At 65.7% G+C, this 26,964-nt stretch carries 25 protein-coding genes and 1 pseudogene; 8 read left to right on the top strand and 18 right to left on the bottom strand.

Annotation, left to right across the window (positions count from 1 at the left end; genetic code table 11):
- Positions 1–66 precede the first annotated feature (66 nt).
- A complete protein-coding gene (gene uvrA, locus AC56K1_RS20575) occupies positions 67–2,916 on the bottom strand; it encodes an excinuclease ABC subunit UvrA (RefSeq protein WP_497159648.1) in 2,850 nt (949 codons plus the stop codon).
- Positions 2,917–3,382: 466 nt separating this feature from the next.
- Here uvrA and ssb point away from each other — a divergent pair, with 466 nt between their 5' ends.
- A complete protein-coding gene (ssb, locus tag AC56K1_RS20570; protein WP_497159647.1) occupies positions 3,383–3,889 on the top strand; it encodes a single-stranded DNA-binding protein in 507 nt (168 codons plus the stop codon).
- 79 nt (positions 3,890–3,968) lie between these two features.
- On the opposite strand, the gene mnhG is transcribed toward ssb, so the two are convergent.
- Genes mnhG through AC56K1_RS20540 form a run of 6 tightly spaced genes read right to left on the bottom strand, consistent with a single transcriptional unit; the run spans position 3,969 to position 10,047 of the window.
- On the bottom strand, positions 3,969–4,373 hold the full coding sequence (gene mnhG, locus AC56K1_RS20565) for a monovalent cation/H(+) antiporter subunit G (protein WP_497159646.1): 405 nt from the start codon (positions 4,371–4,373) through the stop codon (positions 3,969–3,971).
- Complete coding sequence (locus AC56K1_RS20560) at positions 4,370–4,648, bottom strand: K+/H+ antiporter subunit F (protein WP_497129127.1); 279 nt, start codon at positions 4,646–4,648, stop codon at positions 4,370–4,372. The genes mnhG and AC56K1_RS20560 overlap by 4 nt, the downstream gene beginning before the upstream one ends.
- On the bottom strand, positions 4,632–5,150 hold the full coding sequence (locus AC56K1_RS20555) for a Na+/H+ antiporter subunit E (RefSeq protein ID WP_497159645.1): 519 nt from the start codon (positions 5,148–5,150) through the stop codon (positions 4,632–4,634). The genes AC56K1_RS20560 and AC56K1_RS20555 overlap by 17 nt, the downstream gene beginning before the upstream one ends.
- The gene (locus AC56K1_RS20550; protein WP_497159644.1) at positions 5,147–6,787 is read right to left on the bottom strand and encodes a monovalent cation/H+ antiporter subunit D; all 1,641 of its coding nucleotides are present in this window, start codon (positions 6,785–6,787) and stop codon (positions 5,147–5,149) included. The genes AC56K1_RS20555 and AC56K1_RS20550 overlap by 4 nt, the downstream gene beginning before the upstream one ends.
- The gene (locus AC56K1_RS20545) at positions 6,784–7,128 is read right to left on the bottom strand and encodes a Na+/H+ antiporter subunit C (protein WP_497159643.1); all 345 of its coding nucleotides are present in this window, start codon (positions 7,126–7,128) and stop codon (positions 6,784–6,786) included. The genes AC56K1_RS20550 and AC56K1_RS20545 overlap by 4 nt, the downstream gene beginning before the upstream one ends.
- A complete protein-coding gene (locus tag AC56K1_RS20540; protein WP_497159642.1) occupies positions 7,129–10,047 on the bottom strand; it encodes a monovalent cation/H+ antiporter subunit A in 2,919 nt (972 codons plus the stop codon). It abuts the gene before it with no gap.
- A 133-nt stretch (positions 10,048–10,180) separates the two neighbouring features.
- Between AC56K1_RS20540 and AC56K1_RS20535 the strand changes: the two genes are divergently transcribed.
- Positions 10,181–11,953 (top strand): ABC transporter ATP-binding protein, encoded by a 1,773-nt coding sequence (locus AC56K1_RS20535; protein ID WP_497159641.1) that lies wholly within the window; start codon positions 10,181–10,183, stop codon positions 11,951–11,953.
- A gap of 252 nt (positions 11,954–12,205) precedes the next feature.
- On the opposite strand, the gene AC56K1_RS20530 is transcribed toward AC56K1_RS20535, so the two are convergent.
- Positions 12,206–12,379 (bottom strand): hypothetical protein, encoded by a 174-nt coding sequence (locus AC56K1_RS20530; protein WP_497159640.1) that lies wholly within the window; start codon positions 12,377–12,379, stop codon positions 12,206–12,208.
- A gap of 53 nt (positions 12,380–12,432) precedes the next feature.
- On the opposite strand from AC56K1_RS20530, the gene AC56K1_RS20525 reads away from it, so the two are divergent.
- Both AC56K1_RS20525 and nudC read left to right on the top strand, forming a co-directional pair.
- Positions 12,433–13,590 (top strand): MFS transporter, encoded by a 1,158-nt coding sequence (locus AC56K1_RS20525; protein ID WP_497159639.1) that lies wholly within the window; start codon positions 12,433–12,435, stop codon positions 13,588–13,590.
- Positions 13,591–13,671: 81 nt separating this feature from the next.
- Complete coding sequence (nudC, locus tag AC56K1_RS20520; protein ID WP_497159638.1) at positions 13,672–14,493, top strand: NAD(+) diphosphatase; 822 nt, start codon at positions 13,672–13,674, stop codon at positions 14,491–14,493.
- Here the strand turns inward: nudC and AC56K1_RS20515 are convergent.
- On the bottom strand, positions 14,490–15,359 hold the full coding sequence (locus tag AC56K1_RS20515) for a hypothetical protein (RefSeq protein WP_497159637.1): 870 nt from the start codon (positions 15,357–15,359) through the stop codon (positions 14,490–14,492). The two genes, nudC and AC56K1_RS20515, sit on opposite strands and share 4 nt — an antisense overlap.
- A 146-nt stretch (positions 15,360–15,505) precedes the next feature.
- Between AC56K1_RS20515 and folE the strand changes: the two genes are divergently transcribed.
- The 3 genes and pseudogenes from folE to AC56K1_RS20500 all read left to right on the top strand — a co-directional run bounded on the left by folE (position 15,506) and on the right by AC56K1_RS20500 (position 17,227).
- Positions 15,506–16,072: a GTP cyclohydrolase I FolE gene (gene folE, locus AC56K1_RS20510; RefSeq protein WP_489876014.1), complete on the top strand. Its 567-nt coding sequence runs from the start codon at positions 15,506–15,508 to the stop codon at positions 16,070–16,072.
- A 95-nt stretch (positions 16,073–16,167) separates the two neighbouring features.
- Positions 16,168–16,490, top strand: a pseudogene (locus AC56K1_RS20505) (transposase); the annotation flags it as partial.
- A gap of 128 nt (positions 16,491–16,618) precedes the next feature.
- Positions 16,619–17,227 carry a phosphatase PAP2 family protein gene (locus tag AC56K1_RS20500; protein ID WP_497159636.1) on the top strand — a complete coding sequence of 203 codons (609 nt, stop codon included), beginning with the start codon at positions 16,619–16,621 and terminating at the stop codon, positions 17,225–17,227.
- 63 nt (positions 17,228–17,290) lie between these two features.
- Here the strand turns inward: AC56K1_RS20500 and AC56K1_RS20495 are convergent, their stop codons facing one another.
- Together AC56K1_RS20495 and AC56K1_RS20490 are read right to left on the bottom strand one after the other, a co-directional pair.
- The gene (locus AC56K1_RS20495; RefSeq protein WP_497159635.1) at positions 17,291–17,701 is read right to left on the bottom strand and encodes a hypothetical protein; all 411 of its coding nucleotides are present in this window, start codon (positions 17,699–17,701) and stop codon (positions 17,291–17,293) included.
- 96 nt (positions 17,702–17,797) lie between these two features.
- A complete protein-coding gene (locus tag AC56K1_RS20490; RefSeq protein WP_497159634.1) occupies positions 17,798–18,868 on the bottom strand; it encodes a lipid A deacylase LpxR family protein in 1,071 nt (356 codons plus the stop codon).
- Between the two features lie 129 nt (positions 18,869–18,997).
- Here AC56K1_RS20490 and AC56K1_RS20485 point away from each other — a divergent pair, with 129 nt between their 5' ends.
- Entirely contained in the window at positions 18,998–20,236 is a 1,239-nt protein-coding gene (locus tag AC56K1_RS20485) for an RtcB family protein (RefSeq protein ID WP_497159633.1), read from the top strand.
- 75 nt (positions 20,237–20,311) lie between these two features.
- Here AC56K1_RS20485 and AC56K1_RS20480 read toward each other — a convergent pair whose 3' ends face one another.
- The 7 genes from AC56K1_RS20480 to AC56K1_RS20450 all read right to left on the bottom strand — a co-directional run bounded on the left by AC56K1_RS20480 (position 20,312) and on the right by AC56K1_RS20450 (position 26,879).
- Positions 20,312–20,953, bottom strand: a complete 642-nt coding sequence (locus AC56K1_RS20480) for an HAD hydrolase-like protein (protein WP_497159632.1) — start codon at positions 20,951–20,953, stop codon at positions 20,312–20,314.
- Positions 20,950–21,690 carry an SDR family oxidoreductase gene (locus tag AC56K1_RS20475; protein WP_497159631.1) on the bottom strand — a complete coding sequence of 247 codons (741 nt, stop codon included), beginning with the start codon at positions 21,688–21,690 and terminating at the stop codon, positions 20,950–20,952. Before AC56K1_RS20475 ends, AC56K1_RS20480 begins: the two co-directional genes overlap by 4 nt.
- Positions 21,691–21,763: 73 nt before the next feature.
- Positions 21,764–22,237: a hypothetical protein gene (locus tag AC56K1_RS20470; RefSeq protein ID WP_497159630.1), complete on the bottom strand. Its 474-nt coding sequence runs from the start codon at positions 22,235–22,237 to the stop codon at positions 21,764–21,766.
- Positions 22,238–22,245: 8 nt separating this feature from the next.
- Entirely contained in the window at positions 22,246–23,088 is an 843-nt protein-coding gene (locus tag AC56K1_RS20465; RefSeq protein ID WP_497159629.1) for a prepilin-type N-terminal cleavage/methylation domain-containing protein, read from the bottom strand.
- Complete coding sequence (locus AC56K1_RS20460) at positions 23,085–23,540, bottom strand: type IV pilus modification PilV family protein (protein ID WP_497159628.1); 456 nt, start codon at positions 23,538–23,540, stop codon at positions 23,085–23,087. Before AC56K1_RS20460 ends, AC56K1_RS20465 begins: the two co-directional genes overlap by 4 nt.
- A 7-nt stretch (positions 23,541–23,547) precedes the next feature.
- Positions 23,548–24,024, bottom strand: a complete 477-nt coding sequence (locus AC56K1_RS20455) for a prepilin-type N-terminal cleavage/methylation domain-containing protein (RefSeq protein ID WP_497159627.1) — start codon at positions 24,022–24,024, stop codon at positions 23,548–23,550.
- The gene (locus tag AC56K1_RS20450; protein WP_497159626.1) at positions 24,021–26,879 is read right to left on the bottom strand and encodes a DUF6701 domain-containing protein; all 2,859 of its coding nucleotides are present in this window, start codon (positions 26,877–26,879) and stop codon (positions 24,021–24,023) included. The genes AC56K1_RS20455 and AC56K1_RS20450 overlap by 4 nt, the downstream gene beginning before the upstream one ends.
- Positions 26,880–26,964 lie beyond the last annotated feature (85 nt).

The following is a 26,964-nucleotide window of genomic DNA, read 5'->3' as shown; positions in this document are numbered from 1 at the left end:
CTTGGATTCCCGCCTGCGCGGAATGACGGTTCCAAGGGTGGTGGCAGAATCAGACTGCGGTAGTCTTCAAGCCTTCAACAACGGCTTCAGATACTTGCCCGTCGCGCTGCCCTTGTTCTTCGCCACATCCTCCGGCGTGCCGCTTGCTACGATCAAACCGCCCCCGGCGCCGCCTTCCGGCCCCAGGTCGACCACCCAGTCCGCCGTCTTGATGACGTCCAGGTTGTGCTCGATGATGGCCAGCGTATTGCCCTGGTCGCGCAGGCGGTGGATGACCTTGAGCAGCAGGTCGATGTCGGCGAAGTGCAGGCCGGTGGTCGGCTCGTCCAGGATGTACAGGGTACGCCCGGTATCGCGCTTGGACAGTTCCAGCGACAGTTTCACGCGCTGCGCCTCGCCGCCCGACAGGGTGGTCGCGCTCTGGCCCAGCTTGATGTAGCCCAGGCCCACGTCCAGCAGGGTTTGCAGCTTGCGTGCAATCACCGGCACCGGCTTGAAGAACACGTGCGCGTCTTCGACCGTCATGTCCAGCACTTCGGTGATGCTCTTGCCCTTGTAGTGCACCTCGAGCGTCTCGCGGTTGTAGCGCTTGCCGTGGCAGACGTCGCAAGGGACGTATACGTCCGGCAGGAAGTGCATCTCGACCTTGATCACGCCGTCGCCCTGGCAGGCTTCGCAGCGGCCGCCCTTGACGTTGAACGAGAAGCGGCCCGCCGAATAGCCGCGTTCCTTGGCGGTCGGCACGGTCGCGAACAGGTCGCGGATCGGGGTGAACAGGCCGGTGTAGGTCGCCGGGTTCGAGCGCGGGGTGCGGCCGATCGGCGCCTGGTCGACCGAGATCACCTTGTCGAAGTGCTCCAGGCCGTGGATCGACTCGTGCTCTGCCGGCTCGGTCTGCGAACCATACAGGTGGCGCGACAGCGCCGGGTAGAGCGTGTCGTTGATCAGGGTCGACTTGCCTGAACCCGAGACGCCGCTGATGCAGGTCATCAGGCCGACCGGCAAGGTGAGCGTCACGTTTTTCAGGTTGTTGCCCTTGGCGCCGGTGATCACCAGCTGGCGCGCCGGATCCATCTTGGTGCGCTTCTTCGGCACGGCGATCTTGCGGCGGCCGTCCAGGTACTGGGCGGTGATCGAGTGCTCGTTCTTCATGATCTGCTCGAGCGTACCCTCGGCGATGATCTGGCCGCCGTGCACGCCCGCGCCCGGACCCATGTCGACGATGTAGTCGGCGGTGCGGATCGCGTCTTCGTCGTGCTCCACCACCAGCACGCTGTTGCCGATGTCGCGCAGGTGCTTCAGGGTGCCGATCAGTCGGTCGTTGTCGCGCTGGTGCAGGCCGATCGACGGTTCATCGAGCACATACATCACGCCGGTCAGGCCCGAGCCGATCTGCGAGGCCAGGCGAATGCGCTGGGCTTCGCCGCCGGACAGGGTATCGGCGCTGCGGTCGAGCGACAGGTAATCGAGGCCGACGTTGTTCAGGAATTTCAGGCGCGCGATGATTTCCTTGATCACGCGCTCGGCGATCTCCTTCTTGGCGCCGACGAGTTCCAGCGTCTCGAAGAAGGCCAGCGTGTCGCGCAGCGGCTTGTCGGACACTTCGTAGATTGCGCGCTGCTGCGCACCCTGGCCGATCTTCACGAAACGCGCCTCGGTGCGCAGGCGCGCGCCTTCGCAGGACGGGCATTTCTTCTCGTTGATGAACTTGGCCAGTTCTTCCTTGACCGCCATCGAATCGGTCTCGCGGTAGCGGCGCTGCAGGTTGTTGACCACGCCTTCGAAGGTATGTTCGCGGATCACGGTGCGGCCACGCTCGTTGACGTAGCTGAACGGGATCGAGGTCTTGCCCGAACCGAACAGCACGGCATCCTGCGCGGTCGAGGGCAGGGTGTCGAAGGGCTTGTCGAGGTCGAAGTCGTAATGCGATGCCAGGTTCTGCAGCATCTGGTAGTAGAACTGGTTGCGGCGGTCCCAGCCCTTGACGGCGCCGGAGGCCAGCGACAGGTGCGGGAAGGCCACGATCCGCTTGGGGTCGAAGAATTCGATATGGCCCAGGCCGTCGCATTCCTGGCAGGCGCCCATCGGATTATTGAACGAGAACAGGCGCGGCTCCAGCTCCTGCAGCGAGTAGCCGCAGACATTACAGGCGAACTTGTTCGAGAAGACCGTTTCGGTCCCGGTATCCATCTCGTAGGCCACGGCGCGGCCGTCGGCCAGGCGCAGCGCGGTCTCGAAGCTCTCGGCCAGGCGCTGCTTGATTTCCGCATTCACTTTCACGCGGTCGATGACGACGTCGATGGTGTGCTTCTCGGTTTTCTTCAGCTTGGGCAGCTCGTCGATCTCGTAGATCTTGGCCGGATTGACGCCGCTGGCGACGCGGAAGCGCACGAAGCCCTGGGCCTGCATCGCCTGGAACAGGTCGGTGTGCTCGCCCTTGCGGTTGGCCACGGTCGGCGCCAGGATCATCAGCTTGGTCCCTTCCGGCATCGCCAACACGGCATCGACCATCTGCGAGACGGTCTGGGCCGCCAGCGGCTCTTGCGGGTGCTGCGGGCAGTAAGGCGTGCCGACGCGTGCGTACAGCAGGCGCAGGTAGTCGTGGATCTCGGTAACGGTGCCGACGGTCGAACGCGGATTGTGCGACGTCGCTTTCTGCTCGATCGAGATCGCCGGCGACAGGCCTTCGATCAGGTCGACGTCCGGCTTTTCCATCAGCTGCAGGAACTGGCGCGCGTAGGCAGACAGCGACTCGACGTAGCGGCGCTGGCCTTCGGCGTACAAGGTGTCGAAGGCGAGCGAAGACTTGCCCGAACCGGACAGACCGGTAATGACGATCAGCTTGTTACGCGGAAGGTTGAGATTGATGTTCTTCAGGTTGTGCGTGCGTGCACCGCGGATACGAATTTCTTCCATTAGGTTTTTGGAGGCTTTCAATAAGTTTGCGGGGCCGGCACACGAGAAACTGTGGCGGTGGGCGGGCCAATCAGGGAAACCAATTAGTGTAGCGTGTTTTCCCGAATGCTGTACATGCATCCAGCACTTTTGTGCCGCCAGGACACGTTTCCATGCCATCCTGGAAAGGCAGGACCTGCGGGGACACTCGTATGTGGGCCGTTTCCCCTGCCATGCAATGACAAAGCGTTCAGCATCCTAAAATAATTTTCCAATGCGGGACGCATGGCTCGTCAAGTGGCTTTTTCGGCAAGGATGCGACGCTTTGTACGGCTGGGCGCAAGCCGTCCGGCACGTGGCCGCAGCGCGAAAATGGACGTTGAGTTAGACGCCCAACGGCCTCATAATAGTTGAATGCAACACCCCGTTCCCTGACGCTTAGAAGCACGCAGAGTCAGGGCTCTACAAAATTGATTGGAGTAACAACATGGCATCAGTTAACAAGGTCATCATCGTTGGCAACCTCGGCCGCGACCCGGAAATCCGCTACATGCCGAGTGGCGATGCGATCGCCAACATCGCGGTCGCAACGTCGTACAAGTCAAAGGACAAGAACACCGGCGAGCAGAAAGAGCTGACCGAGTGGCACCGCATTTCCTTCTTCGGCCGCCTGGCTGAAATCGTCGGCCAGTACCTGAAAAAGGGCTCGTCGGTCTACGTCGAAGGCCGCCTGCAGACCCGCAAGTACACCGACAAGGACGGCATCGAGCGCTACGCAACCGACGTCATCGCCGAAAACATGCAAATGCTGGGCGGTCGCCAGGGCATGGGCGGCGACAACATGGGCGGCGGCATGGATGACGGCGGCGGCTACGAGCCGCAGCAACAGCAACAGCGTCCGGCCCCACGCCAGGCGCCTCCGGCACCGGCCGCGCGTCCGCAACCGAAGCCGGCTCCGAACTTCTCGGATATGGATGACGACATCCCGTTCTAAGCTTCTTGGAACGACAGCGTCGATCAGGCGGAGCTAGTGGTTTAGCTCCGCTTTTTTATTGGTCGATGGCCAGGCCCGCTCAGCCAGGGCGACCGCCAGGTGGGTTGCTCTGCGTCCCATTGGCGATGCGGTACACATCGCCCGCCGTCGCCCCCGCCTCATGCCTGCGCGCCCGCAAATCGCGGTACACCGCCGCCCGCATGATCGTCATCGCCACCACCGGCGCCGTCATGACCAGGAAGACCGAGATGATGATCTCGTGGATCACCAGCCGCGACTGCGCCACCGTGAAGTAGATCATGGAGGCCAGCAACAGGCAGCCGGCGCCCAGCGTCACCGTGAGGGCCGGCCCATGGATGCGCTGGTAGAAGGTGCGCAGGCGCAGCAGGCCAAGCGCGCCGACCAGGATGATGGTCGCGCCCAGCACCAAGAGCAGCGCCACCGGCAGCGCCGCCCACCCGGGAAGATGCTCGATGCCGGTCATTCGATGATCTCCCCGCGCATCAGGAACTTCGCCATCGCGACCGTCGACACGAAGCCCACCAGCGCGATCAGGATCGCCACCTCGAAATAGGCCTGGGTGCCGAAGCGGATCCCAAGCACGATGGCCAGCAGCATGCCGCACATCCAGAGCGTGTCCAGTGCGAGTACCCGGTCGTGGGCCGAGGGGCCGATCAAGAGGCGCACCGCGCACAAGGCCATCGCCGCCAGCACGCACACCATGGCGTAGCCGATCGCATACTCAAGCAGGGTTTCCATTGCCGTTCTCCGTTTCGAAAATGTCGATCAAGGGCCGCTCGTAGCGCGTCTTGATCGTGTCCACCCACCAGCCTTCGTCGTGCAGGTCGAACACGTGCAGGGCCAGCTCGTGGCGCTCGGGGAAGATCTCGACCCAGACGGTACCGGGCGTCATGTTGATGAGGCAGGACAGCATCGCCAGGCCGTAGGGATCGCGCATGGTCAAGGGCACGCGGATGAACTGCGAGTTCACGCCGCGATGATCCCTGAACAGGATGATGTGGCAGACGTTGAAGCAGGAGCGGACAATCTCCACCAGCGCGAATCCCATCAGGCGGATAAAAGTAAGCGGCGCGCGCAGGCGGGGGTAGCCCAGCGGCTGCAGGCGGCGCGACAGTAGCGGCACGGCGATGCCCAGCGCCGCGCCGAACAGCAGGTTGGCCGCGTCAAACGACTGGTTCAGCAGCAGCCACAGGGCGCACAGCGCCAGCGACACGAAGGGGAAGGGCAGCCAGGGCGTCATGGCGCCTCCGCGGGATGCGCCGGGCCGGGCACCGGCGGCGTACCGACAGGGGGTGTGCTCAATACGCGGTCGATGTAGAGGCCGGGCCGGTGGATGCCGGCGCTTGCGCGTCCAAGGTAGTCGAACACGGGCTGGGCCTGCACCGTGAGCAGCACCGAGACGAGCAGCAGCGCCGCCACCGGCATGACTTCCGCCGTGTGCAGGCGCGGCGGGCCGACCGCGTCCGTGGCCCAGAAGGTGCGCACGCCGAAGCGCATCAGCGACACGATGGCGACCAGCCCGGAGGCGAACACCAGCGCCATCAAGGTCCAGCCGCCAGCGGCGATCGCCGGCGCGTCTGGTCCCGGGTTGAGCAGGGCATGGAACATGCCGAACTTGGCGACGAAGCCCGACAGCGGCGGCAGGCCGGCAATGGTGAGTGCACAGGCCGCGAAAGCCAGCGACAGGAAAGCCATGGCGGCGGGCACGCCCTTGCCCTTCGGCTCGGCCGGGCTGTCCTCGACCGCATAGGCTTCGGCCGTCAGCGCCAGCAGGGCCGCGGCCGGCGTGCGGATGCGGTCGACCAGCTCGATCAACAGGACGAAGGCGGCCAGGGCCACCGTCGAGGCGAAGAAGTAATACAGGCCGGCGGTCACGAGCGAGGCCTGGCCATAGCCGATCACGGCCAGCAAGGTGCCGGACGAGACGATCGCCGCATAGCCGGCCAGGCGCCCGGCGGTATCGGTGGCCAGCATGCCGGCCGTGCCGAACACGATGGTCGCCATGCCGCCCCACAGCAAGGCAGCGTAGCCGTAGCGCGCCATCTCGCCCGCGCCTTCCGGGAAGGCCAGCAGCCAGATCCGCAGCACGACATAGGCGCCGACCTTGGTCATCAGGACCAGCATGGCCGCCACCGGCGGCGAGGCGGCCGAATACGTGGTGGGCAGCCAGAAGCCCAGCGGCCACATGGCGCCCTTGGCCAGGAAGGCCAGCGCCAGCACCGCGATGCCCACTTTCAGGAGCCCGGTGTCGCCCACGGCCAGCGCGCCGATGCGTCCCGCCATGTCGGCCATGTTCAGGGTGCCGGTGGTCGCGTAGACCAGCGCGGTGCCCACCAGGAAGAACAGGGCTGCGACCAGGTTCACCGCGATGTACTGCAGGCTGGCGCGCAGGCGCTCCGCGTTATACCCGTGCAGCACCAGCCCATACGAGGCGGCCAGCATCACCTCGAAGAACACGAACAGGTTGAACAGGTCGTGGGTCAGGAAAGCGCCGTTGATCCCCATGAGCAGGAACTGGAACAGCGAATGGAAATGCACGCCGATGCGGCTCCAGCGCGGCTGGGCGTAATGCAGGGCGCTGAGTGCCACCACCGCGGTGAGTACCAGCATGGCGGCGGCCAGGCGGTCGGCCACCAGCGCGATGCCGAAGGGCGCGGCCCAGTTGGCGGCGAAATAGACGCCGATGCCGTCCCGCCAGCTGCCGTCGGCCAGCGCGCCCAAGGCCAGGGCATTGGCCAGCAAGCCCACGGCCGATGCATAGGACAGCGCGAACTTCAGGCGATGCCGGCCCTGCTTGATCGCCGCTAGCAGCGCGCCGCACAGCAGCGGCAGCAGGACCGGGACGATCACCAGGTGGGCGGTCCAGTCAAGACTCATGCTTCGGGCTCCTCGCCGTCCACGTGGTCGGTGCCGGTCAGGCCGCGCGCGCCGATCATTACGACCAGGTAGAGCGCGGTGGTGGCGAAACCGATGACGATCGCGGTGAGCACCAGCGCCTGCGGTACCGGGTCGGCCAGCGCTGCCGGGTCAGGCACCATGCCGGCAGGGGTCAAGGGCGGACGGTCCACCGTCAGCCGTCCCATGGCGAAGATGAACAGGTTGACGGCATAGGACATCAGCATCAGCCCGATCAGCACCTGGAAGCTGCGCGGGCGCAGGATCAGCCAGATGCCCGAGCCGAACACGATGCCGATGCCAAGGGCGATGACGGTTTCCATCTAACGGATCTCCTTGGTGGGGGGGATTGCCGCCAGCGCTGCGCTGCGGCTCACGCTGGCACCGGGCGGCATGCGGCGGCTGCGCAGCGACTGGTGGGCCAGCGCCACCAGGATCAGCATGGTGGTGCCGACCACCACGAAGAACACGCCGAGGTCGAACACGAAGGCCGAGGGCAGGTGCAACTCGCCCAGCAGCGGCAGCACCACGTGGGCCGTGTGGCTGGTGAGAAAAGGGTAGCCGAACAGCCAGGCGCCCAGGCCGGTGGCGCAGGCGCATATCAGGCCCCAGCCGATCCACTGGTGCGGGCGCAGGCGCAGGTGCGATTCGACCCAGTCGGTGCCGGCCACCATGTACTGCACGATGAGGGCGGTGGCGAAGATCAGGCCCGCAACAAAGCCGCCGCCCGGCAGGTTGTGGCCGCGCATGAAGAAGTACACGGCGATCACCCCCATCACCGGCAGCAAGAAGCGCAGGTAGACCGCCTGGATCATCAAATAGCCTTCGCGCGCCTGCTGCGCCGGCTTCTGGCCGATGGCCGGGTCGACGTCGCTGGCCTGCTGCAGCGGGATGGCGATGCTCTCGAGCGCCGGACGGAAGCGCCGCAGCAGCGCATACACCGTCAGCGCCACAGCCGACAGCACGGTGATCTCGCCCAGCGTGTCGAAGCCGCGGAAGTCCACCAGCAGCACGTTGACCACATTCGCGCCGCCGCCTTCCGGCAGCGCGCGCAGCACGAAGAAGTCGCGGATGCTCGGCACGCTTGGTTGCTTGAGCACCGCATAGCTCACCGCTGCCATTGCCAGCCCGCCGGCCACCGCCACAAACGCGTCGCGCCCACGGCGCGGGAGGGTGCCGCGCGGCGCCTGCCCGGCCAGGTGCGCAGGCGCGAAGCGCGGCGGCAGCCAGCGCAGCCCGAGCAGGATCAGCACCGTGGTGACGGTTTCGACCATCAGCTGGGTCAGCGCCAGGTCCGGCGCCGACAGCCACAGGAAGGTGATGCTGGTGGCCAGGCCGGTGGCGCCGACCAGCGCCAGCGCCGCCAGCCGGTGGTATTTCGCTTTCCAGGCCGCGGCCAGTGCGCAGCCGGCGCCGATCAGCCAGAGCAGCGCGAACAGCGGGTGGGCCTTCTCGAAGGTCGGCATCGGCCACGGGCCGAGGGGCTGCGCCAGCAGCAGCGGCACCGCCACGAAGGCGCTCATCAGCACCAGCAGCTGCGGCTGCAGCCGGCGCGTGCCGGCCACGCGGATCAGCCAGGCCGCGCCCTGCGACAGCCCGAGCAAGGTGCTTTCATACAGCTGCGCGCCCTTCAGGCGATGCAGCAGCGGCACCCGGTCGCGCTGGGCCAGTTCGAAGCGGTAGCGCAGCAACAGGTAGCACAGCACGCCGCCGCCCAGCGCCACCAGGCTCATGAGCAGGGGCAGGTTGACGCCATGCCAGATGGCCAGGTCGTAGGCCGGCATGGTGGGACCGAGCACCGAGGAGGCAGCCACCGCCAGCACGTCGCCCACCACGCGCTCGGGCATCACGCCCACCGCAATGCACAGCAATACCAGGCATTCGATCGGCACCCGCATCCAGCGCGCCGGCTCGTGCGGCTCGCTTGGCAGGTCGCGCGCCAGCGGCCCGAAGAACACGCTGATGAAGCGCAGCGAATACACCACGCTGAACAGGCCCATGAGCACGGCCACCACCGACATCCACCAGTTCTCGGTGCCGCCCACGATCATGGTCTCGGCAAAGAACATCTCTTTCGACAGGAAGCCGTTCATCAAGGGTACGCCGGCCATGGCGGCGCTGGCAACAATCGCGAGGGCCGCCGTATGCGGCATGGCGCGCCGCAGGCCGCGCAGCATGCGCATGTCGCGCGTGCCCGATTCGTGGTCGACGATGCCCACCGCCATGAACAGCGAAGCCTTGAACACGGCGTGGTTCATGGTGTGGAAGATGGCGGCCACCACCGACAGCGGCGTGCCGATGCTCAGCAAGACCGTGATCAGGCCCAGGTGGCTGATGGTGGAATAGGCCAGCAGGCCCTTCATGTCGTGCTGGAAGATTGCGAAGAATGAACCCAGCAGCAGGGTGCAGACGCCGGCCGAGCCCAGGATCCAGAACCATTCCTCGGTGCCGGCCAGGGCCGGCCAAAGGCGGATCAGGAGGAAGACGCCGGCCTTGACCATAGTGGCCGAGTGCAGGTAGGCGGACACCGGCGTGGGCGCGGCCATCGCGTGCGGCAGCCAGAAGTGGAAGGGGAATTGCGCGCTCTTGGTCAGCGTGCCCAGCAGCACCAGCACCAGGGTAGGAACGTACCAGTCGTGCGCCCGGATCAGGTTGCCCGCCCCCAGCACCGTCTGCAGCTCGTAGCTGCCGGCGATATGCCCGAGCAGCAGCACGCCGGCCAGCAGGCACAGGCCGCCGACGGTGGTGACGGTAAAGGCCATGCGCGCGCCGCGCCGCGCATCGTTGCGTTCCTGCCAGTAGCCGATCAGCAGGAAAGACGTGACGCTGGTCAGCTCCCAGAACACCACCAGCTGGATCAGGTTCCCCGACAACACCACCCCGAGCATCGCGCCCATGAAGGCCATGATGTAGGCGTAGAAGCGCGGTACCGGGTCGCGCCGCGACATGTAGTAGCGCGCATACAGCAGCACCAGCAGGCCGATGCCCAGCACCATGATACTGAACACCCAGGCCAGGCCATCCATGCGCAGGATGATGTCGAGCCCGAACTCCGGCAGCCAGGCGAAACGCTCCAGCGGCACCTCGCCCGCCGCGATGCCCCCGAACCGGGAGGTGACCAGCAGCAGGGCGGCCAGGGTGGCGATGCCGGCGACTGCCGCGGGACGGTCGCGCGAGTCGCCCGGCATGCACGCGGCAACCAGGGCTGCGCCGAAGGGGAGCAGGAGCAGCAACAGGAGCATCGACCCAGGCCCTAGTGTGTGGCAAATACATCCACTTTACTGTTTTTGCATGGATTACGGCAACGCGTTACGTCATCCGCAGCGCGCGGCGGGCCGTGCGCGCTTCCTGCGGATGGATTGATACGATGCCAACATGCACATTCTCTGGAGCTACCTACGCCCCCACTGGCGCCTTGCCGGGCTGGCGCTCCTGTTGGCGGGCTTGTCGCAGGTGCTCAGCCTGGTCGACCCGATCATCTTCGGGAAGATCATCGACGAGTACGCCCTCAACCCCGGCACCAAAACGGACGAGCAACTGGTCCGGGGCGTGCTGCGCCTGCTGGGCATCGCCGTCGTGGTGGCGCTCCTGTCGCGCCTGGCCAAGGCGGTGCAGGAATACGTGACGCGGCTGGTGGTGCAAAAGCTGGGCGTGGCGATCTTCAACGACGGCCTGCGCCATGTGCTGCGCCTGAAATACCAGGAATTCGAAGACCTGCGCAGCGGCGAGACGCTGTCGCTGCTGCAGAAGGTGCGCGCCGACAGCGAGCGCTTCATCAATACCTTCATCAATACCGTGTTTGCCTCGCTGGTCGGGGTCTCGTTTCTGATCTGGTATGCGGTGAACAAGCACTGGCTGCTGGTGCCGGTCTTCCTGGTCGGCGTGCTGGTGCTGGGCGGCCTGACCGGCATGCTCAGCCGCGAGATCAAGACCCAGCAGCGCTCGATCGTGCGCGAGACCAACCGCAATTCCGGCTTCATCACCGAGTCGCTGCGCAACATCGAGCTGATCAAGAGCCTGGGCCTGACCTTCACGGAAATCCGCAGGCTCAAGGCGCAGACCGACAGCATCTTCGCGCTCGAGATGGAGAAGGTCAAACGCATCCGCCTGCTCTCGTTCTTGCAGGGCAGTACCCTGAGCCTCTTGAAACTGGCGATCCTGTTTGCGCTGCTGTGGCTGATCTTCCGCGACGTGCTCTCCACGGGCGAGCTGATCGCCATGCAGTTCATCTCGGTGGCGATTTTCGCGCCCTTGCAGGAGCTGGGCAACATCATCCTGGCGCACCGCGAGGTCGAGGCGTCGCTGCTGAACTTCCGCGCGCTGATGGACAAGCCGATCGAGCGCCGGCCGGAAGAGTTCGTCGAGATCGGGCCGCTCGAGCAGATCCGCTTTGCCGACGTGGGCTTTCGCCATAAGGGCGCGCAGGAAGATTCGCTGGTGGACATCTCGTTCAGCGCCGCGCTGGGCCAGACCGTGGCTTTCGTCGGGCCCTCGGGCTCGGGCAAATCGACCTTGGTGAAACTGCTGGTCGGGCTGTACACGCCGGCCCGCGGCAAGGTGTTCTATAACGAGATCTCGACCGAAGACCTGCGCTACAACGAAGCGCGGCGGCAGATCGGCTTTGTTACGCAGGAAACCAATCTGTTCGCCGGCACGCTGCGCGAGAACCTGCAGTTCGTGAAGCCCGATGCGACCGATGCCCAGATCGTGCGCGCGATGGAGCAGGCTTCGTGCGCCAACCTGCTGCTCACATCCCCCGAGGGACTGGACACCGTCATCGGCGAGCGCGGCATGAAGCTGTCGGGCGGCGAAAAGCAGCGCCTGTCGATCGCCCGCGCCCTCGTGCGCGAGCCGCGGCTCCTGATTTTCGACGAGGCGACGTCGGCGCTCGATTCGCTGACCGAAGAGCAGATCACCAATACCGTGCGCCAGATTTCGGCACGGGCCAGCCAGATCACGATCCTGATCGCGCACCGCCTTTCGACCATCATGCATGCGGAGTCGATCTTCGTGCTGGAGAAGGGGCGGGTGGTCGAAACCGGCTCGCACGACGAGCTGGTGGCGCAAAAGGGCTTGTACTACGCCATGTGGCGCCAGCAGATTGGCGAGCGGCCGGGGCCGCCGGTTGTCGATCAAGCCATGGAATAGGCCTGGAGTTCGGTGCATTCGCCGACGAATTATTTCACAATTGAAGTATTTGGGAAGATCGTGGCTGACGGCGACACCCGAACGCATCCAGCTGTCGTTCTGGCATCGGTTTCAGGTCCAACACGCTGATCAACAACGCAAGGCCGGCCTCCAGATCTTCCATTTTTCGGCATCCTGCTTATCCGGATGCACGCAAACGAATTTCGTAAACTCAGCAGTACTACGCATCAACTCCCCTCTATTCGCACCATTTCATTGCGAAATTTTCAGATTCTTAGCGCCGCTGCAAGCAAGTTGTCTTCTTTGCGTCGACACACAACAACGATTTAAAATTTTTTTCCGCACGGCAAACATAAAATTTTGCCGGTCGGTAAAATTGCCGTCTGTCAGCTCACGTACGCCAACTTTTTCGGTTGGCGTTTGCATTTCAAAGCCCGTTAGCAGCTTTTTATTTCCTCCAAAATTTAACAATTCAATCGATGCACACCACTGCTTCCGTCTCGCGTTCTTCTTTCTCCCTCGCGCAAATTCAGCAATACGCACTGCCGACCCTGTTCGCGCTGTTCGGCCTGATCATGGGCTCGTGGGCCGGCCGCATCCCGGCGCTGGCCGAACGGGTCCAGGTGTCGCATTCGGCGCTGTCGATGGTGCTGCTGTGCGGCGGCCTGGGCGCTGTCCTGTCCTACCCGGTCTCGTCCTTCCTGATGGCCCGCTTCGGCGCCCGCAAGTCGCTGCTCGTCTCTGGCATGGCCCTCTTGGGCGTGCTGGTGTCGATCGGCATGGCGCCGACCGTGCCGCGCCTGATGCTGGCGGTGCTGATGCTGGGCATTACCGCCAGCACCTTCGACGTCGCCATCAACTCGGCCGCGACCAGGCGTGAAAAGCAGACCGGCAAGTCGGAACTGTCGATGTTGCACGGTATCGGCTGCGCCGGCGGCCTGGCCGGCGCCACCCTCGGCAGCCTGATGGCCAGCATGAAGATCGCCCCGGCGACCCACTTCCTGATGCTGGCCGGTCCCCTGGCCGTGGTGCTGTGGTTCGCCTTCGGCATGATGCCGCTTGAGGACAGCGTCGAGCAGGTGGAGAAGAAGTCGTTCGCGCTGCCGCGCGGTCCGCTGGCGCTGCTGGGCCTGCTCGGCTTCCTGGGCTCGATGTCGGAAGGCAGTATTGCCGACTGGAGCGGCGTCTTCCTGAAAGAGCATTTCGGCGCCTCGGACGGCCTGGCGCCGCTGGCCCTGTCGGCCTTCTCGGTCATGATGCTGCTGGCGCGCCTGGTCGGCGACAAGCTCAAGGCCCGCTTCGGCGCCCAGCGCCTGGTCTTCACTGGTGCGATGGTCTCGGCGGCCGGCCTGTTCTTCGCGGTGGTGGCGCCAGACGCCTATGTCGCCCTGGGCGGGTTCGCGGTCGCGGGCCTGGGGCTGTCGCTGCTCTTCCCCTTCGTGTTCAGCGCAGCCGGCGCGCAAGGCCCGATGGCCCTGGCGGCGGTGGCCAGCATGGCCTATAGCGGCAGCCTGATGGGACCTCCGGTGATCGGCGCCGTCGCCCACTTCGTCGGCATGCAGGCCGCCATCGGCTATGTCGGCGGCCTGTCGGTGGTCATCGCCCTTGTGGCAAGCCGCACCCGGCTGCTCAAGTAATCCCGCCAAGCTGAGGCAGGCCCGGGAACAGGCCCGGGATTGGCGGTATCATCAGGGGATCGACCTGCCCGGATACCGACCATGCTCCAGACGCCCCCTTCCTTCACGCCCCTGTTCGCCCCACGTCCCGACCCCGCGCCCCTGAGTTTCCTGTTCCACGGCGGGCGCCTGCTGGTGCGCGAAAGCGACCTGTCGCTGCCCGATGGCGCGTTGCTGGACTCCCTCGACGTCGACCGTACCCGCCTGCAGCCGCTCGGCCTGTATGGCGAGCGCTATTGCGAGACCGGGTGGTTCGACAGCGAACCGGTGCCGCCGCCGGGCTTTGCCTTCCGCGGCCTGCGCTCGCTGTTCGCCGACATGAATGAAGAGCTGGTGGGACTGGCCGCGCGCGCCGTTCAGGTGGCCGAATGGGCGCGTACCCACCGCTACTGCGGGGCCTGCGGCAAGGGCACCGAGATTGCGGCCGGCGAACGCTGCTTCAAGTGCGCCGCCTGCGGCCACATGGCCTATCCGCGCATCTCGCCGGCGATGATGGTCCTGATCCGCAAGGGCGACAGCGTGCTGCTGGCGATGCACCTGGCTTCGCCCACCAAGCGCTTCGTGCCGCTCGCCGGTTTTCTCGAGGCGGGCGAATCGGTGGAAGAAGCGATCCACCGCGAAGTGTTCGAAGAGGTGGGGCTGCGGGTGCAGAACTTGCAGTATTTCGCCAGCCAGTCCTGGCCTTTCCCGCATTCGCTGATGCTGGCCTTTACGGCCGATTACCTGGATGGCGAGATCCGCGTCGACGCCACCGAAATCGCGGAAGCGCGCTGGTTCGGGCCGGACGACGAATGGCCCGAACGGGTGCCGCACATGTCGGTGTCGAGCGTGCTGGTGGACTCGCACCGCCCACCACACCGCTAAGGCTGCACCACCGCGTCGTCTTGCGTGGTGCGCGCAGCCTGGGCCTGCGGCTTGGCGCCGGTGCTGCGCAGCTGTACGGCGCGCTGCAGCAGGTCGAACCAGAACGGGGCGCCGAACAAGGTGGTGCCGGCCGTGATCAGCCAGCCGGCCACTTGCAGGGCAAACGCGCTGTTGAGCGTCGGCGGGAAGCTGGTCCAGCCGACCGGCAGGGCCCACATCTGGCGCAGCGCTTCATGGTCGAGTCCAGCCGGGGCGGCCTTGATCTGCGCGGCCAGTGCCGGGTTCTGCCACAGGGTCTGGAACAGGTGGATGCTGTCGATGTTGAGCATGATCGTGAGCAGCATGGCGAGTAAAAAGGAGATCAGCAGCTGGCGCCGCTTGTAGACGCCGGACAGGCGCTCCATCGCGCTGTTGAACCAGCCGGCGATGCCCTCCTGGAAGCGCGCCAGGTCGCCGCCCGAATGGCGGTACAGCGCCAGCAGCACGCGCCGCAGCTGCTCGTCGGGCAGGGCTTCGATCGCCGCCTGCAGCGGGATGGCCGGGCTGGTGCGCAGCGAATCGAGCAGCGCAATCGCGAAATGCGCGGGTTCGATGTAGGATGGCCCGGGGCGCGCTAGCCGCACGGATAATGGCCGCCGGGCAGTCGAACTACCGTGCGGATTGACCAGCGGATGGTCGTACAGGCTTTGCGCCAGCGCCTCGCAGCGCGGGTCGTCGAGCATGCGCTTGATGGCGGCGAGCAGCATGTTGGCGCGCAGGCTGAAGGCCGCCGCCAGGGCTTCCTGCAATGTACTGACGACCAGTGCCAGCGTGCCGTAGCAAAACGTCAGGCCGATGGCGACTTCAAGGACCGTGCTGCCGAACATGGTGATCTCCCGAGGCTGGAACCACTGTCCACGCTACGCCGGCCGTGGCGCAGGTAGATTAACCTTGCTCAAGAAACCGGCAGCGCCCGGAACCCCAGGCGCATTTTCTATATACTTGCGGCAATTCGAATTTCACAGGGTTCACCATGTCCGACAAAGAAGCATTCACCGAACACGACTGGCGCCGCCTGCTCTCCAGCCTGGGCGAGAATCCGGACCGTCCGGGCCTGCACGAGACGCCTGCCCGCGTGGCGAAGGCATGGAAACACTGGACTTCGGGCTACGACCAGGATCCGGTCGAAGTGCTCAAGGCCTTCGAGGACGGCGCCGAGGAATACAACGAGCTCATCGTCGTGCGCAATATCCCGGTGTACAGCCATTGCGAACACCACCTGGCGCCTTTCTTCGGCAAGGCCACCGTCGGCTACCTGCCGAACGGGAAGATCGTCGGCCTGTCCAAGCTGACCCGCTTGGTGGATATTTTCTCCAAGCGCCTGCAGGTGCAGGAACGCATGACGATTCAGATCGCCAATGCGCTGATGGAAGTGCTGGAACCGAAGGCGGTCGGCGTCGTCATCAAATGCCGCCACCTGTGCATGGAAAGCCGCGGCATCCGCGCCATCGGCGAAGAAACCATCACCTCGGCCATGCTGGGCGAGCTGCAGCCGAACCTGGGGCTGCGCACTGAGTTTTTAGCCCTGGCTCGCGACTAAAAACGCGCTGATTTGATTCCCGGCTTCCTGAAAGCCGGGGCTGCCTTGGAACCTGTTCCGGATCCGGCGCCTCCAAGTAAATTTGGGGGAGTGCCATGGAACGTCCCGCTTATCCCAGCGATATTTCTCGCGAAGGGTTCGAGCCCGTGCGTGGCGTGCTGGAAGCGGCACGCCGCAAGACCCGCCCGCGCAAGCACGACCTCTACGACGTGTTCTGCGCAGTGCTCTTCTTTCTCCACACGGGCGCCACATGGCGCAGCATGCCGCCGGGTTTCCCGCCGTGGCGCACCGTGCATGAATATTTCACCCAATGGACCATGCTGCGGGAAGGCGACCGCTCCCTGCTCGAAAGCGTGCTCGAGAAAGCCGGGCGCGAGGTGGAGCTCGCCCAGCTGCGCAAGATCCAGGGTCGCCGTTGAGATGGGGCAGTAGCGGTGAGATCGTTACTTCCTTGTCACACTGTGTTGCATTTATCGAAATGTGCGCGGGTATTGCTGAGCTAAGCTAGTAAAATATTGTCAATATTTTATCGTTTTGACGACCACCATGCTCGAGCACCTCAACCTCGCCCTGTTTTCCCTTCTGAATGCGCAGGCCAGTTTGGCTGGCTGGCAATTGCTGGGCGCCGTGTTCGCGGCCCAATGGCTGATCTTCCTGATGCCGCTGGCGCTGGTGCTGTTATGGACGGGCGGCGGCGGCGGCGGGCGCGAAGTGGCGCTGCGCGCCCTGGTCGCCGCGGTGTGCGCGCTCATGCTCAACGGCCTGATCGGCCAGTTCTGGTACAGCCCGCGTCCCTTCGTCGCCGAGATCGGCCACACCTTCCTGCTGCACGATCCCGACAGCTCCTTCCCGAGCGACCATGCCACCAGCATGTTCTCGGTGGCGCTGGTGCTGGTCTTCAGCCGCGCCAGCCTGGCGCATCGCCTCGGCCTGCTACTCCTGCCGCTGGCACTGGTGGTGGCCTGGTCGCGCGTTTATCTCGGCGTGCATTGGCCGAAGGACATGGCAGGCGCCTTGGTAATGTCGGCTGCGATGGCGCTGCTGGTGTACGCGCCGGCGGTACGTGCCGCCTGTGCGCAATGGCTGCCCTTCACGGAAAACCTGTACCGCCGCGTGCTGGCGGTGCCGATCGGACGCGGCTGGCTGCGCCCCTGATGCCGCATCGGACGAGCCAACGCACGCAGGACGCGTGGATGGTTCCGCGACGTCCGGTTGACTTTACGAGGCCGCTTCGGCCGCTTCGAACACCAGCTTCTTGTCGGCATCGAGATGGAACACGCCCAGCGCCTGGCCGGTCACGGCATTCGCTTCGGGGGCTTCGAGCTCGGCGCAGGCGCCGGTGTCGACCTGCCAGGTGTCGTTGCCCGAGCGCAGGGTATAGATGTTCGGGCCGCTGGCGAACAGTTCGATCTCCAGGCCGGACAAGGCCACCTGGCCCAGGTCGATCATGCGCTGGCAGTCGGGCAGCCGCGCGGCGGTTAGCGTCATGCTGCCTTGCTTGCTCCAGAAATAATCCTGCACCACGCGCACGGTCAGCGCGTGGTCGTTGCTGTCGATCCGGTAGCTGGCCGAGTCGTTGACGCAGCCGGTGAGGAGCAACGGTGCAAGCAAGAAAATGGGAAGGCGCATGGAGGTTCCGTAGTCAGTGATGCAGGAATGCATCGCCTGACGGAGTATAGAAGCGCCGGGAGGCAGGCGCAACCGCCTGCGCTCTCGCGTATCCCCTCAGAAATCCGCACCTAGGGTCAGCGAACCAATCGTATGGCGCGGGACGTTCACCGGCGCCCGGAACTCGGCGCTACGGCGGGTGACGCGCAACTGCGCGAACCAGGGGCCGTGATCGCTGCCGCGGGTAGTGGGAAAATCCATCCGCAGCCCGGCGGTGAGGTCGCCCACCCAGCGCCGTGGCCGTACTTCCGGATCGTCGCGCCATGGCCGGCCCTGTAGAAACATGTTGTAGGCAATGCCGCGTACCTCGGCGCCCAGCGTCACCGTGCACTGGATCCAACGCACGCGGCAGGCCATGTCCACCGGGGCGGCCCGGTTGACGATGCCTGGCGGCGCCGGCGACACGGGCGGCAGGTTCTTGCCCAGCGTGAAAGTCACGCCGCCGGCCGCATAGCTCATGAGGTTGCCGACGGCCAGGCGCCAGTGGCCGGCCGTGTGCAGGCGGACGTCGCCCAGCACCGCGCCAGACAGGCTGGGCCAGGCCGAGCGCCGTTCGGCCGACACCAGCACCGCCAGGGTAGTGCCGACCTGGTGGTCCCAGCCCTGCGGTTGCGGGCGGTCGAAGATGCGATGGAACAGTTTTTGGGCAGGTTCGGCCAGCGACAGCTTGCCCGTTACGCCGGCCTGGGCGCCCAGGGTCGTGATCGCGTGCTCATCCTGGTCGATGAACAGCCACGAGCGCTCGACATACAGCAGGCCGGCATACGGCCGGTCGAAGGGCTGCGGGACGGGGATGGTGATGTCGCTGGGTGTGTACATCAGCTGGCCGACGCTGTGCTGGCTGAACAGGAAGCGCGCATCGCCGCAGCCGAGCCAGCGGCAGGCGGCGCCGGTCCAGCGCCGCGTGAAGTCGCCGCGGGCGTCTTCCGTGGAGCGCGAGCTGAACTGGATGCCGTTGGTGTAATGGCGGTCGGTCTTGAACCAGCTGTCGTTGTCCCAGGTGACAAACCTCGCTTCCGCGGCGCCCGCTGCCGGCGCATCGGTTGCCGGTACGCCTGCTTCCTGCGCCGCACACGGAACCGCGAGAAGACTGGCGAAGATGGTGAGAACACTGTCCGGAGTCCGCATGGTCGTCCTTTCTAAATCGAAATATCCTCCAGTCTTGACCTCCTGCCGGAGATCTTGTTGATCTGCAACAGAATCGATACGGATTCAAGGCGACTCCCCGGATTACCGATTTGCGCGATCATAGGCAGCATGAAAAACGACGATATTGAACTGCTCGCGACCAAGGGCGGCAAGCCGGTCAAGATGTGGACCCAGGGCGTCCCGGTCGAGGCGGAGGCAAAAGAACAGCTGCAAAAACTGGCGCAGATGCCTTTCCTGTTCCACCACGTGGCCGTCATGCCCGACATCCACGTCGGCAAGGGCTCGACCATCGGCAGCGTGATCCCGACCCTGGGCGCCGTGATCCCGGCCGCGGTGGGCGTGGACATCGGCTGCGGCATGATGGCGGCCAAGACCACGCTGCGCGCAAACGACCTGCCGGACAATCTGGCCAAGCTGCGCAGCGCCATCGAGCAGGCGGTGCCCCATGGCATGTCGCCCAAGACCCGCAACCACAAGGGCAGCCGCGACGTCGGTTCCTGGAACAATCCGCCGCCCGTGGTCGATGCGGGCTGGGCCAAGCTCAGGGCGGAGTTCGACGAGATCTGCCGCACATACCCAAAGCTGCGCGGCACCAACAATTACAAGCACTTGGGCACCCTCGGCAGCGGCAACCATTTCGTCGAGGTTTGCCTGGACGAAGAAGGCGCCGTCTGGATCATGCTGCACTCGGGCTCGCGCGGCGTGGGCAATGCCATCGGCACCCATTTCATCGAGCTGGCGCGCCAGGACATGCGGCGCCACCAGGTCAATCTGCCCGACCAGGACCTGGCCTACCTGAAGGAAGGCACCCAGCATTACGACGATTACGTCGAGGCCGTGGGCTGGGCGCAGAAATTCGCGCGCATCAACCGCGAAGTGATGATGGAGAACGCGATCCGCGCGGTGCGCAGCGTCATCACCAAGCCCTTCGAGACGCACGTGGAAGCGGTGAACTGCCACCATAACTACGTGCAGAAGGAGCGCCACTTCGGCAAGGATGTGCTCCTGACCCGCAAGGGCGCGGTGTCGGCGCGCGACGGCGAGCTGGGCATCATTCCGGGCTCGATGGGCGCGAAAAGTTTCATCGTGCGCGGCAAGGGCAATCCCGAAAGCTTCAACAGCTGCAGCCACGGCGCCGGGAGGGTGATGAGCCGTACCGAAGCCAAGCGCCGCTTCACCAAGGCGGACGCCGAACGCGCCACCGAAGGCGTGGAGTGCCGCAAGGACGAAGGCGTGATCGACGAGATCCCGATGGCCTACAAGGACATCGACGCCGTCATGCACGCCCAGCGCGAGCTGGTTGAAGTGGTGCACACGCTCAAGCAGGTGGTGTGCGTGAAGGGCTAGAAAGAGGTCTACCGTGAGTCGCCAAGAATCGTAGCGTGGGCAAGTTTCTTGCCCATGCGTTCAACCGCCCGAGGATCAGCCACGCACGATCCCCAGCAAATCACCCGGCGTATCAAACTCGCGCTCCGGCCCCACCCGCCGCAACGCCTCGATCGGCGCATACCCCCAGCTGACCGCCCCAAAGTCCACCCCGGCCTTGCGCGCCGCCTCCGCATCGAGCCCCTGGTCGCCGATATAAAGCGCATGCGCCGGCGCCACGCCCGCCTGCCGCAGCACCTTGCGCAGGCGCGCCGCCTTCCCAAACACCGACATCCCGCATTCATGGTGCGCGAACAAAGCGCTCAACGCCGGCCCCAGCACCAGCCGCACGTTCTGCTCCGAATTCGAGGACACGATCGCCAGCCGCACGCCGGCGCGGTCGAGCGACTGCAGCACGTCTTCAATGCCGTCGAACAGCGGGATGCGCGCCGCGTTCTCGCGCATCAGCTGGATGAAGCTGTTTGAGGCCAGCGGCAGCTTCCAGGCCGGCATCCCGACGTGGCGCATGATGGCGCGCGTGTCGTGGTGGCGCAGGCCTTGCGCCTCGCCGGCCTCGATGCGCCGGAAGCCGTGCTGGTCGGCGATCTGGTTGAACACGCTCACGAAAAACGGAAAGGAATCGGCCAGGGTGCCGTCGAAATCGAAGATCGCAAGGCGATAGGGCAGGCAGGCGCTCAAGCGGTGCCGCCGTTGGCGCGCAGCACCTGGCCATTGATCCAGCCGGATTCTTCGCTCACCAGGAAGGACACGATGCGCGCGATGTCGCCCGGTTCCCCCAGCCGCTCGAGCGGCGGCAGCCTGGCGAAATGGTCGACCTGCTCCTGGGTCTTCCCGGTGAAGAACAACTCGGTCGCCACCGGCCCCGGCGCCACGGTGTTGACGCGGATCTGCCGGCCGCGCAGCTCCTTGGCGAACACGCCGCCAAGTGCTTCCACCGCGGCCTTGCTGGCGCTGTAGACCGCGTAGCCCGGCAGCTTCATCGCCAGCGCGGTGGTGGAAAAATTCACGATGCGCCCGCCGTCGTTCATGCGCTTCGCCGCTTCGCGCAGGGTGTTGAAGGTGCCCTGCACGTTGACGCCGAAGGTCTGCTCGAACAGCTCGTCGCTGGTGTCGGCCAGCGCCATGGTCTTGAGGATGCCCGCGTTGTTGACGAGGACGTCCACCCGGCCCAGCTCGCGCTCGGCGGTGTCGAACATCGTGCGCACTTCATCTGCCCTGGACACGTCGGCCTGCACGGCGATCGCCGTGTGCCCGGTCGCGTGCAGGGTGGCGACGACGCGCTGCGCCTCGGAGGCGTTGGCGGCGTAGTTCACGACGATCCGGTAGCCGTCTTCGGCCAGCCGCTGCGCGATCGCCGCGCCGATGCCACGCGAGGCGCCGGTGACGATGGCGACTTGCCGGGTGTCCTGGTTCATTGCGGGCATCCTTTGCGTGATGGTGTTAACGCCATGATGCATCAATCCAGGTTTTCAGGCTGGTGGGCGCCGCTCAGCAGTCGGCGTTGGCGCCGGCCCGGCAGAGCGACGCGACGCGGCGCCGCTCGACATAGTCGGGCCGCGAGACGATGGCCGGATCCGACGTGTCGCAGGCGGCGGCGTTGCAGGCCACCGCGTTGATCGTGAAGATGGTCTTGACGATGAGATTGCCGCCTGCATCGCGCGTTTCGCCCTCGGTAAAGGTCCAGGGGGTGCAGCTCACGGCGACCGTGAAGCCGCTGGTGGCGATGAAGTCGGTCAGTATCTGCGGCGTGGCGTTGCAGACGCCGTTGTTCAGGCGATGGAATCCCCACTCGACGCCGCCGCGCGCGGCCAGGGTAGCGCGCGCGCCCATCAGCCCCTGGCTGACGGTGGCCTGCTGGGTCCCCGACAGCCGCAAGAGCGCGGTGCACACGCCCGCCACGACGATCAGCAGGACGACCGCCGCGATATAGGCAAAGCCGGACTGGCGCCGGCGCTTGTTCATGGCACCGCTCATGGCACGTTGCTCACATGGGCGCCGATCGTCAGCGGCACCGACTCGCCGCCGTCGGTGAGCGTCAGCTGCAGCTGGATGAAGCCGCTCTGCTGGGTGGCTCCCTGGTTGGGATTGAAGGTGAATTCGCAGCGCGAGACCCGCCGGGCCACCACCGCGGCCCCCGCTGTCGAAGGGCAGGCCGCCCCAATGCCGGCAACAGAGAGCGGCCGTGCGACGCGCGACAGGGTGGCGCTATTGAGGTCGCAGACATAGCTCACCGCCTGCTGCGCACCTGGCACGACCACGAAGCGGCCGCCTTCATACCCGAACGGGATCCGCAGCGCCGGCGTGACGGCAAGCCGATGCGGGCCCATCCACGCGTCCGCCGCCTCCGGCTGACGGGTCGTCACCGTCTGGATGCTGGAGACGTTGGTTCCACTGTAGATATCCGCGGGGTTCTGGTTGCCGATCACGACCAGGTCGCCCGCGGCCGGCACCCTGGTAAACGGCGTCACCACGTCGAACTGCGTGGCGGCGGCGTCGTAGTCGAGGAAGGCGTCGCCGCTGCGGCTGTTGGAGACGTCCGGCCCGGTGCGATAGCGCCCGCCGTCGATGGTCGGCACCAGCTCCAGGCACTGCGCGCTGTGCAGCCTGAGCGAATTGGGCACCGCCGCGCGCACGTCGGTGACGATGCGGCGCAGCGCCGTATCGGCCGCATCGGTCAGGCCGGCACGCCGGCCCACGTCCAGGTAGCCCTGGATCGTCGGCCCCAGCTGCATCGCCAGGATGCCGCCGATGGCGCCGATCAGTACGATCACCACCACCAGCTCGACCAGCGAGAAACCCTGCTGGCGCCTCACGGCCTGGTCCTCCAGCCGGTCAGCACCAGCTGCTCGGCGCCGTTGCTGACGGTGACGGTCACGCGCAGGGCGTCGCCGGCCGGGACATTGGCGAGGGCGACGCCGTTCACGCGCACGCTGACGTTATAGCTTGCCAGGCCGGGAACGGCGGCGCCGTCGGTGTCCTTGATGCCGGTACTCGCATAGCCGTAGTTGAGGTCGTCGACCGGATCGAAATCGCGCACGTCGTTGAACTGGGCCCGCACCATGGCGGGCGGCGCGCCATCCGGGTCAATGAACGGCTTGAGCAGCACCTCTTCCATCATGCTCTCGCCGATCGCCAGCATCTGCTGCGCGATGATCGGGTCGGCGCTGGCGCGGTTGGCCTGGGTGAAGGCGCCCACCAGGCCGGCCAGCGCCGCACTGATGATGACGATCGCGACAATCAGCTCGATCAGGGTGACCCCGGCCATGCGCCTGCTATTCATATTGCACATAGCCGGTGCTGCCTTCGTAGCGAATCGTGCGGCGGGGAGCCGCGCCGAGTTGAATCTGGACCGTGCCGCTTGCGGGCGCCGTGCCGGCCATATCCAGGGTAATTGTGCCGTTCGGCTGGAAGAACAGCGCGCGCTCGGTCGCCTCCACCCCCTTGGCGCTGGTGGCATAGGTCTCGCCGCTCAGCGGCGTCGTGCAGTCGGGGGCGACGGTCGAGGGGGAAATCCTCAGGGTGACCGCCGTTTTGCCGACGGTGGCGCAGACCACCCGGCGCTTGGCGGCGGCCGACTTCTGCGCGGTGCGCAGCGCGCTCACCACTTCGTCGCCGAAGGCGGCGGCGTCCATGCTGTTGTCGCCCATCAGACGCGGCGCGCCGATGGCGGCAATCACGCCAATCAGGACCATGACCACCACCAGTTCGACCATCGTGAAGCCGCCGGCCCGCTTCAAGCTATCGTTCAATTAAACACCTCGCGCACGTGGATGATGCGGCGCTGTTCCGGCGAGGAGACGCCGAAGGTGGCGCGGCCTGCCGGATCGGTACGGTTGCTCGCGTGGCAGAGCGTATTCAGCGGTTGCAGCCAAGGCGCGGCCGCGCCGCTGGTTACCGGCTTGCTGCCAGCGGTCACGACGCAGGAGGTGTCGCGCGCGACGGTGGCGGCATTGAGATTGACCGCGATGTCGGCCCAGCCAGGCCCGCCCGCGCTCACCTGCAGCGTCACCGCGGCCGCGCCCTTGACCAGCTTGTACGGCGCGGCCGGGAAGGTCTTCGACACCGTCATGCCGGCCACGTTCGGCGTCACCGCAAACGCGCCCGGCGGCAGTACCGTGAAATCGTCCTCGTCGTTGAGCAGCCAGCTGCGGCCGGTCCAGTATTCGGCCACCACCGGGATCGTCAGGGGCGTTTTCAGGCCCCCGAAGCGGCTGCCCAGGCGCAGGCGCCCGCTGCGGATGACAGGTTTGGCTTCCTCGGCGGTCGCCGGCAGCGAGGAGCCGATATCCCAGGAAGCGGCAGGCGTTTTGGTGTGGACGTTGGCGGCGCGCAGGCGGATCTGGGCCGGCGCTGCCGGGTAGGTGGCGAGCGTATAGATGGGGTTGACCTTGGCGACGCCGCCCTGGAAGGCGGTCGCCGGGATGCTCAACGGGGCGACGGCCGCACCAAGCGCCAGCGTCCCGGGTGCAGGCGTGCCGAACGCGGTTCCATCCTTGTCGAGCGCCACCAGCGTGAAGGCCTCGCTCAGTCCCAGTGCGCTCGAATAGTTCGCGGTGACCAGGCCCCCCGCGTTCATGGCGGAGACCTCCAGCCCGAGCGGCTCCTCCGAGTAATACGACTTGCGCCCGCTGGGCTGCGCGACCTTGAAATAGGCGGGAATGAAGGGCCCCACGTTGCCCGAGCAGCCAGTCGTAGCCAGGTCCGTGCTGCCGCCGGGATCGAGTTCGCTGCCCAGGAAGTTGACCACGCTGGCCTTGAGGTCGATCTTGCCGGCTTCCGACCACGCCGGCCTGGCAGTCGCCACCCCGTTCGTAAAGCTAAACGCCGGGGTACTCAGGACGCCGTTCGCGCCTGACTGGAACCAGCAATCGATGTCCAGCGCGACCGTGTGGCTGGTGCCGCCGGCGCTGGTGAGCTTCGCGGTATCGAAGTTCGCGGTGATCTCGCCGGCGGCATTCCTGGCTTGCACGGTGAGGTCGAAGCTCGCGCCCGCGCGGATCGGGGCGGCCGGCTTGACCAGCTCGATCGACTTGGGCGCCACGATGAAGCTGGTGCTGCCGGCGGCGGTCATGCCCTTGCCGCTGTCGGCCGTCGCGCTCAGCTCCACCTCGCCGGCATCCGGATAGACCAGCGTGAGCTCGTCCATCCCGTTGGCGTCGAAATCGGTCGTGATGCTCGTCGGCGCGCCGTTGCAGGCCAGCGCCTTGCCGTTGAGGGTCAGCGGTTTGGTGCCGGTCGACGGTTTGCTGTAGCTGCAGCTGTAAGGCAGGTTATAGCTCACGTTGGAAAAGGCGGTGACGCAGGCGGTCTGGGTGTCGTTCGCCTTGACCGCCCTGAGCGTCAGGGTGGCACTGTCGCCGGCCAGGTGGTTGGGCACGCCGAGGATCAGTTTGGAGCCGCCGAGGAACTCCATGGCGCAGGTAGTGGTTTTCTTGACGTCGTTGTAGCACACGTCGGCCCACAGCGCGGCGGGGTTGGCGCTGGGGATGGCAAGCGTCACCGACCCGGACGGAATGCGCGTGGCGCTCACCACGGCGGTCGAGGCATTGACCGGGATGGAAAACGCCGTCCCGAAGGGCCCGAGCTGGCCGCTGACGCCTGCGGTGTAGTGGGGCGCCGTGCAGGTGGCGTTGGCGCAGGCCAGTACCGTGACCTGCTCCGGCACGCAGGTGTCGCCCACGCCGTCGTGCGTGATCTGGAAGTGGTGCGGGCCTTTCGGAAGCGGACTGTCGCAGCGCGGGCCATTGGTGCTGTTGAGTAGATAGCCGCTGTTGTTCGTTACGCAGTCGCATTTGTCCTTCGCCGTGCCGTTCTTGCAGGTGATCCTGCCCAATACACGTCCGGTCCATTCGAGCGTGGCGTAATTCACACTGGCGTTGCCGGTGATGGTAACGGCGGACGCCTGGAGCAGCAGATCGCCCGTGTCCACATTTCCGTTGACCTTTGCGCTCGAACCCAGCGTCAATTTACTGGTTGCGGTGACATTTCCTTCGATCGTCACCGATGGCCCGGCGGCGATGACCGAGCCACTGACGTCGCCATAGATTTTCGAGGACGAACTGATGTTGACCACGCCCGCCGAGGCCACCGATCCGTTGATCGTCACACGGGCGCTGCCGAGCTGGACGCCTCCCGCCTTGACGTCGGCAGTGATCGTCTGCGCCCGGTTGCCCATATAGAAAGTCCCGCCGGCCTCGATGCTGCCGCCCAGCACATCGAGGTTGGCCGCTTTCATTTCTGCGACGCTGAGCGAACCGGTTGTAATGAACCTGGCCGTGTCGACCATCACCAGCCCCTGGTTGAAACCGAAGCTGAAGCTGCCGTTGATCTTGAGGGTGTAGCCGGCGGCGATGTAGATCGTGTCGTTGCCGTTCAGGCTGGGTGTGGGGCAGCTGTATTCCTTGGCCACCAGGCTGCAGCCGCCGATGTTCCGGCCATCGAAGGCGAATGTCGCTGCCTGCAAGGGCCCACTGCCCAGCAGTCCCGCCAGCGCAATGACGAGCGTTGGCAGCCACTGCCCGAAGGCGCGGCGGCCGGGCAGGTGGGTGCGGACGAACAGGATCGCGAAGAGGGACGGGAAGGACAAGGTTGTGGCCGGCGTCAAAGCATCAATGCCGAAAGTTTGCCCCAGTTACCTTGACCCGACAACGGATTTTTCGCTCAGGCAACGCTTTTCTGTGCATCCGGGC

The sequence above is a fragment of the Telluria sp. ZB4P37 genome, assembly GCF_059685855.1.
The sequence above is the reverse complement of the archived record's forward strand: the minus strand, read 5'-3'. Positions and strand labels throughout refer to the sequence as shown.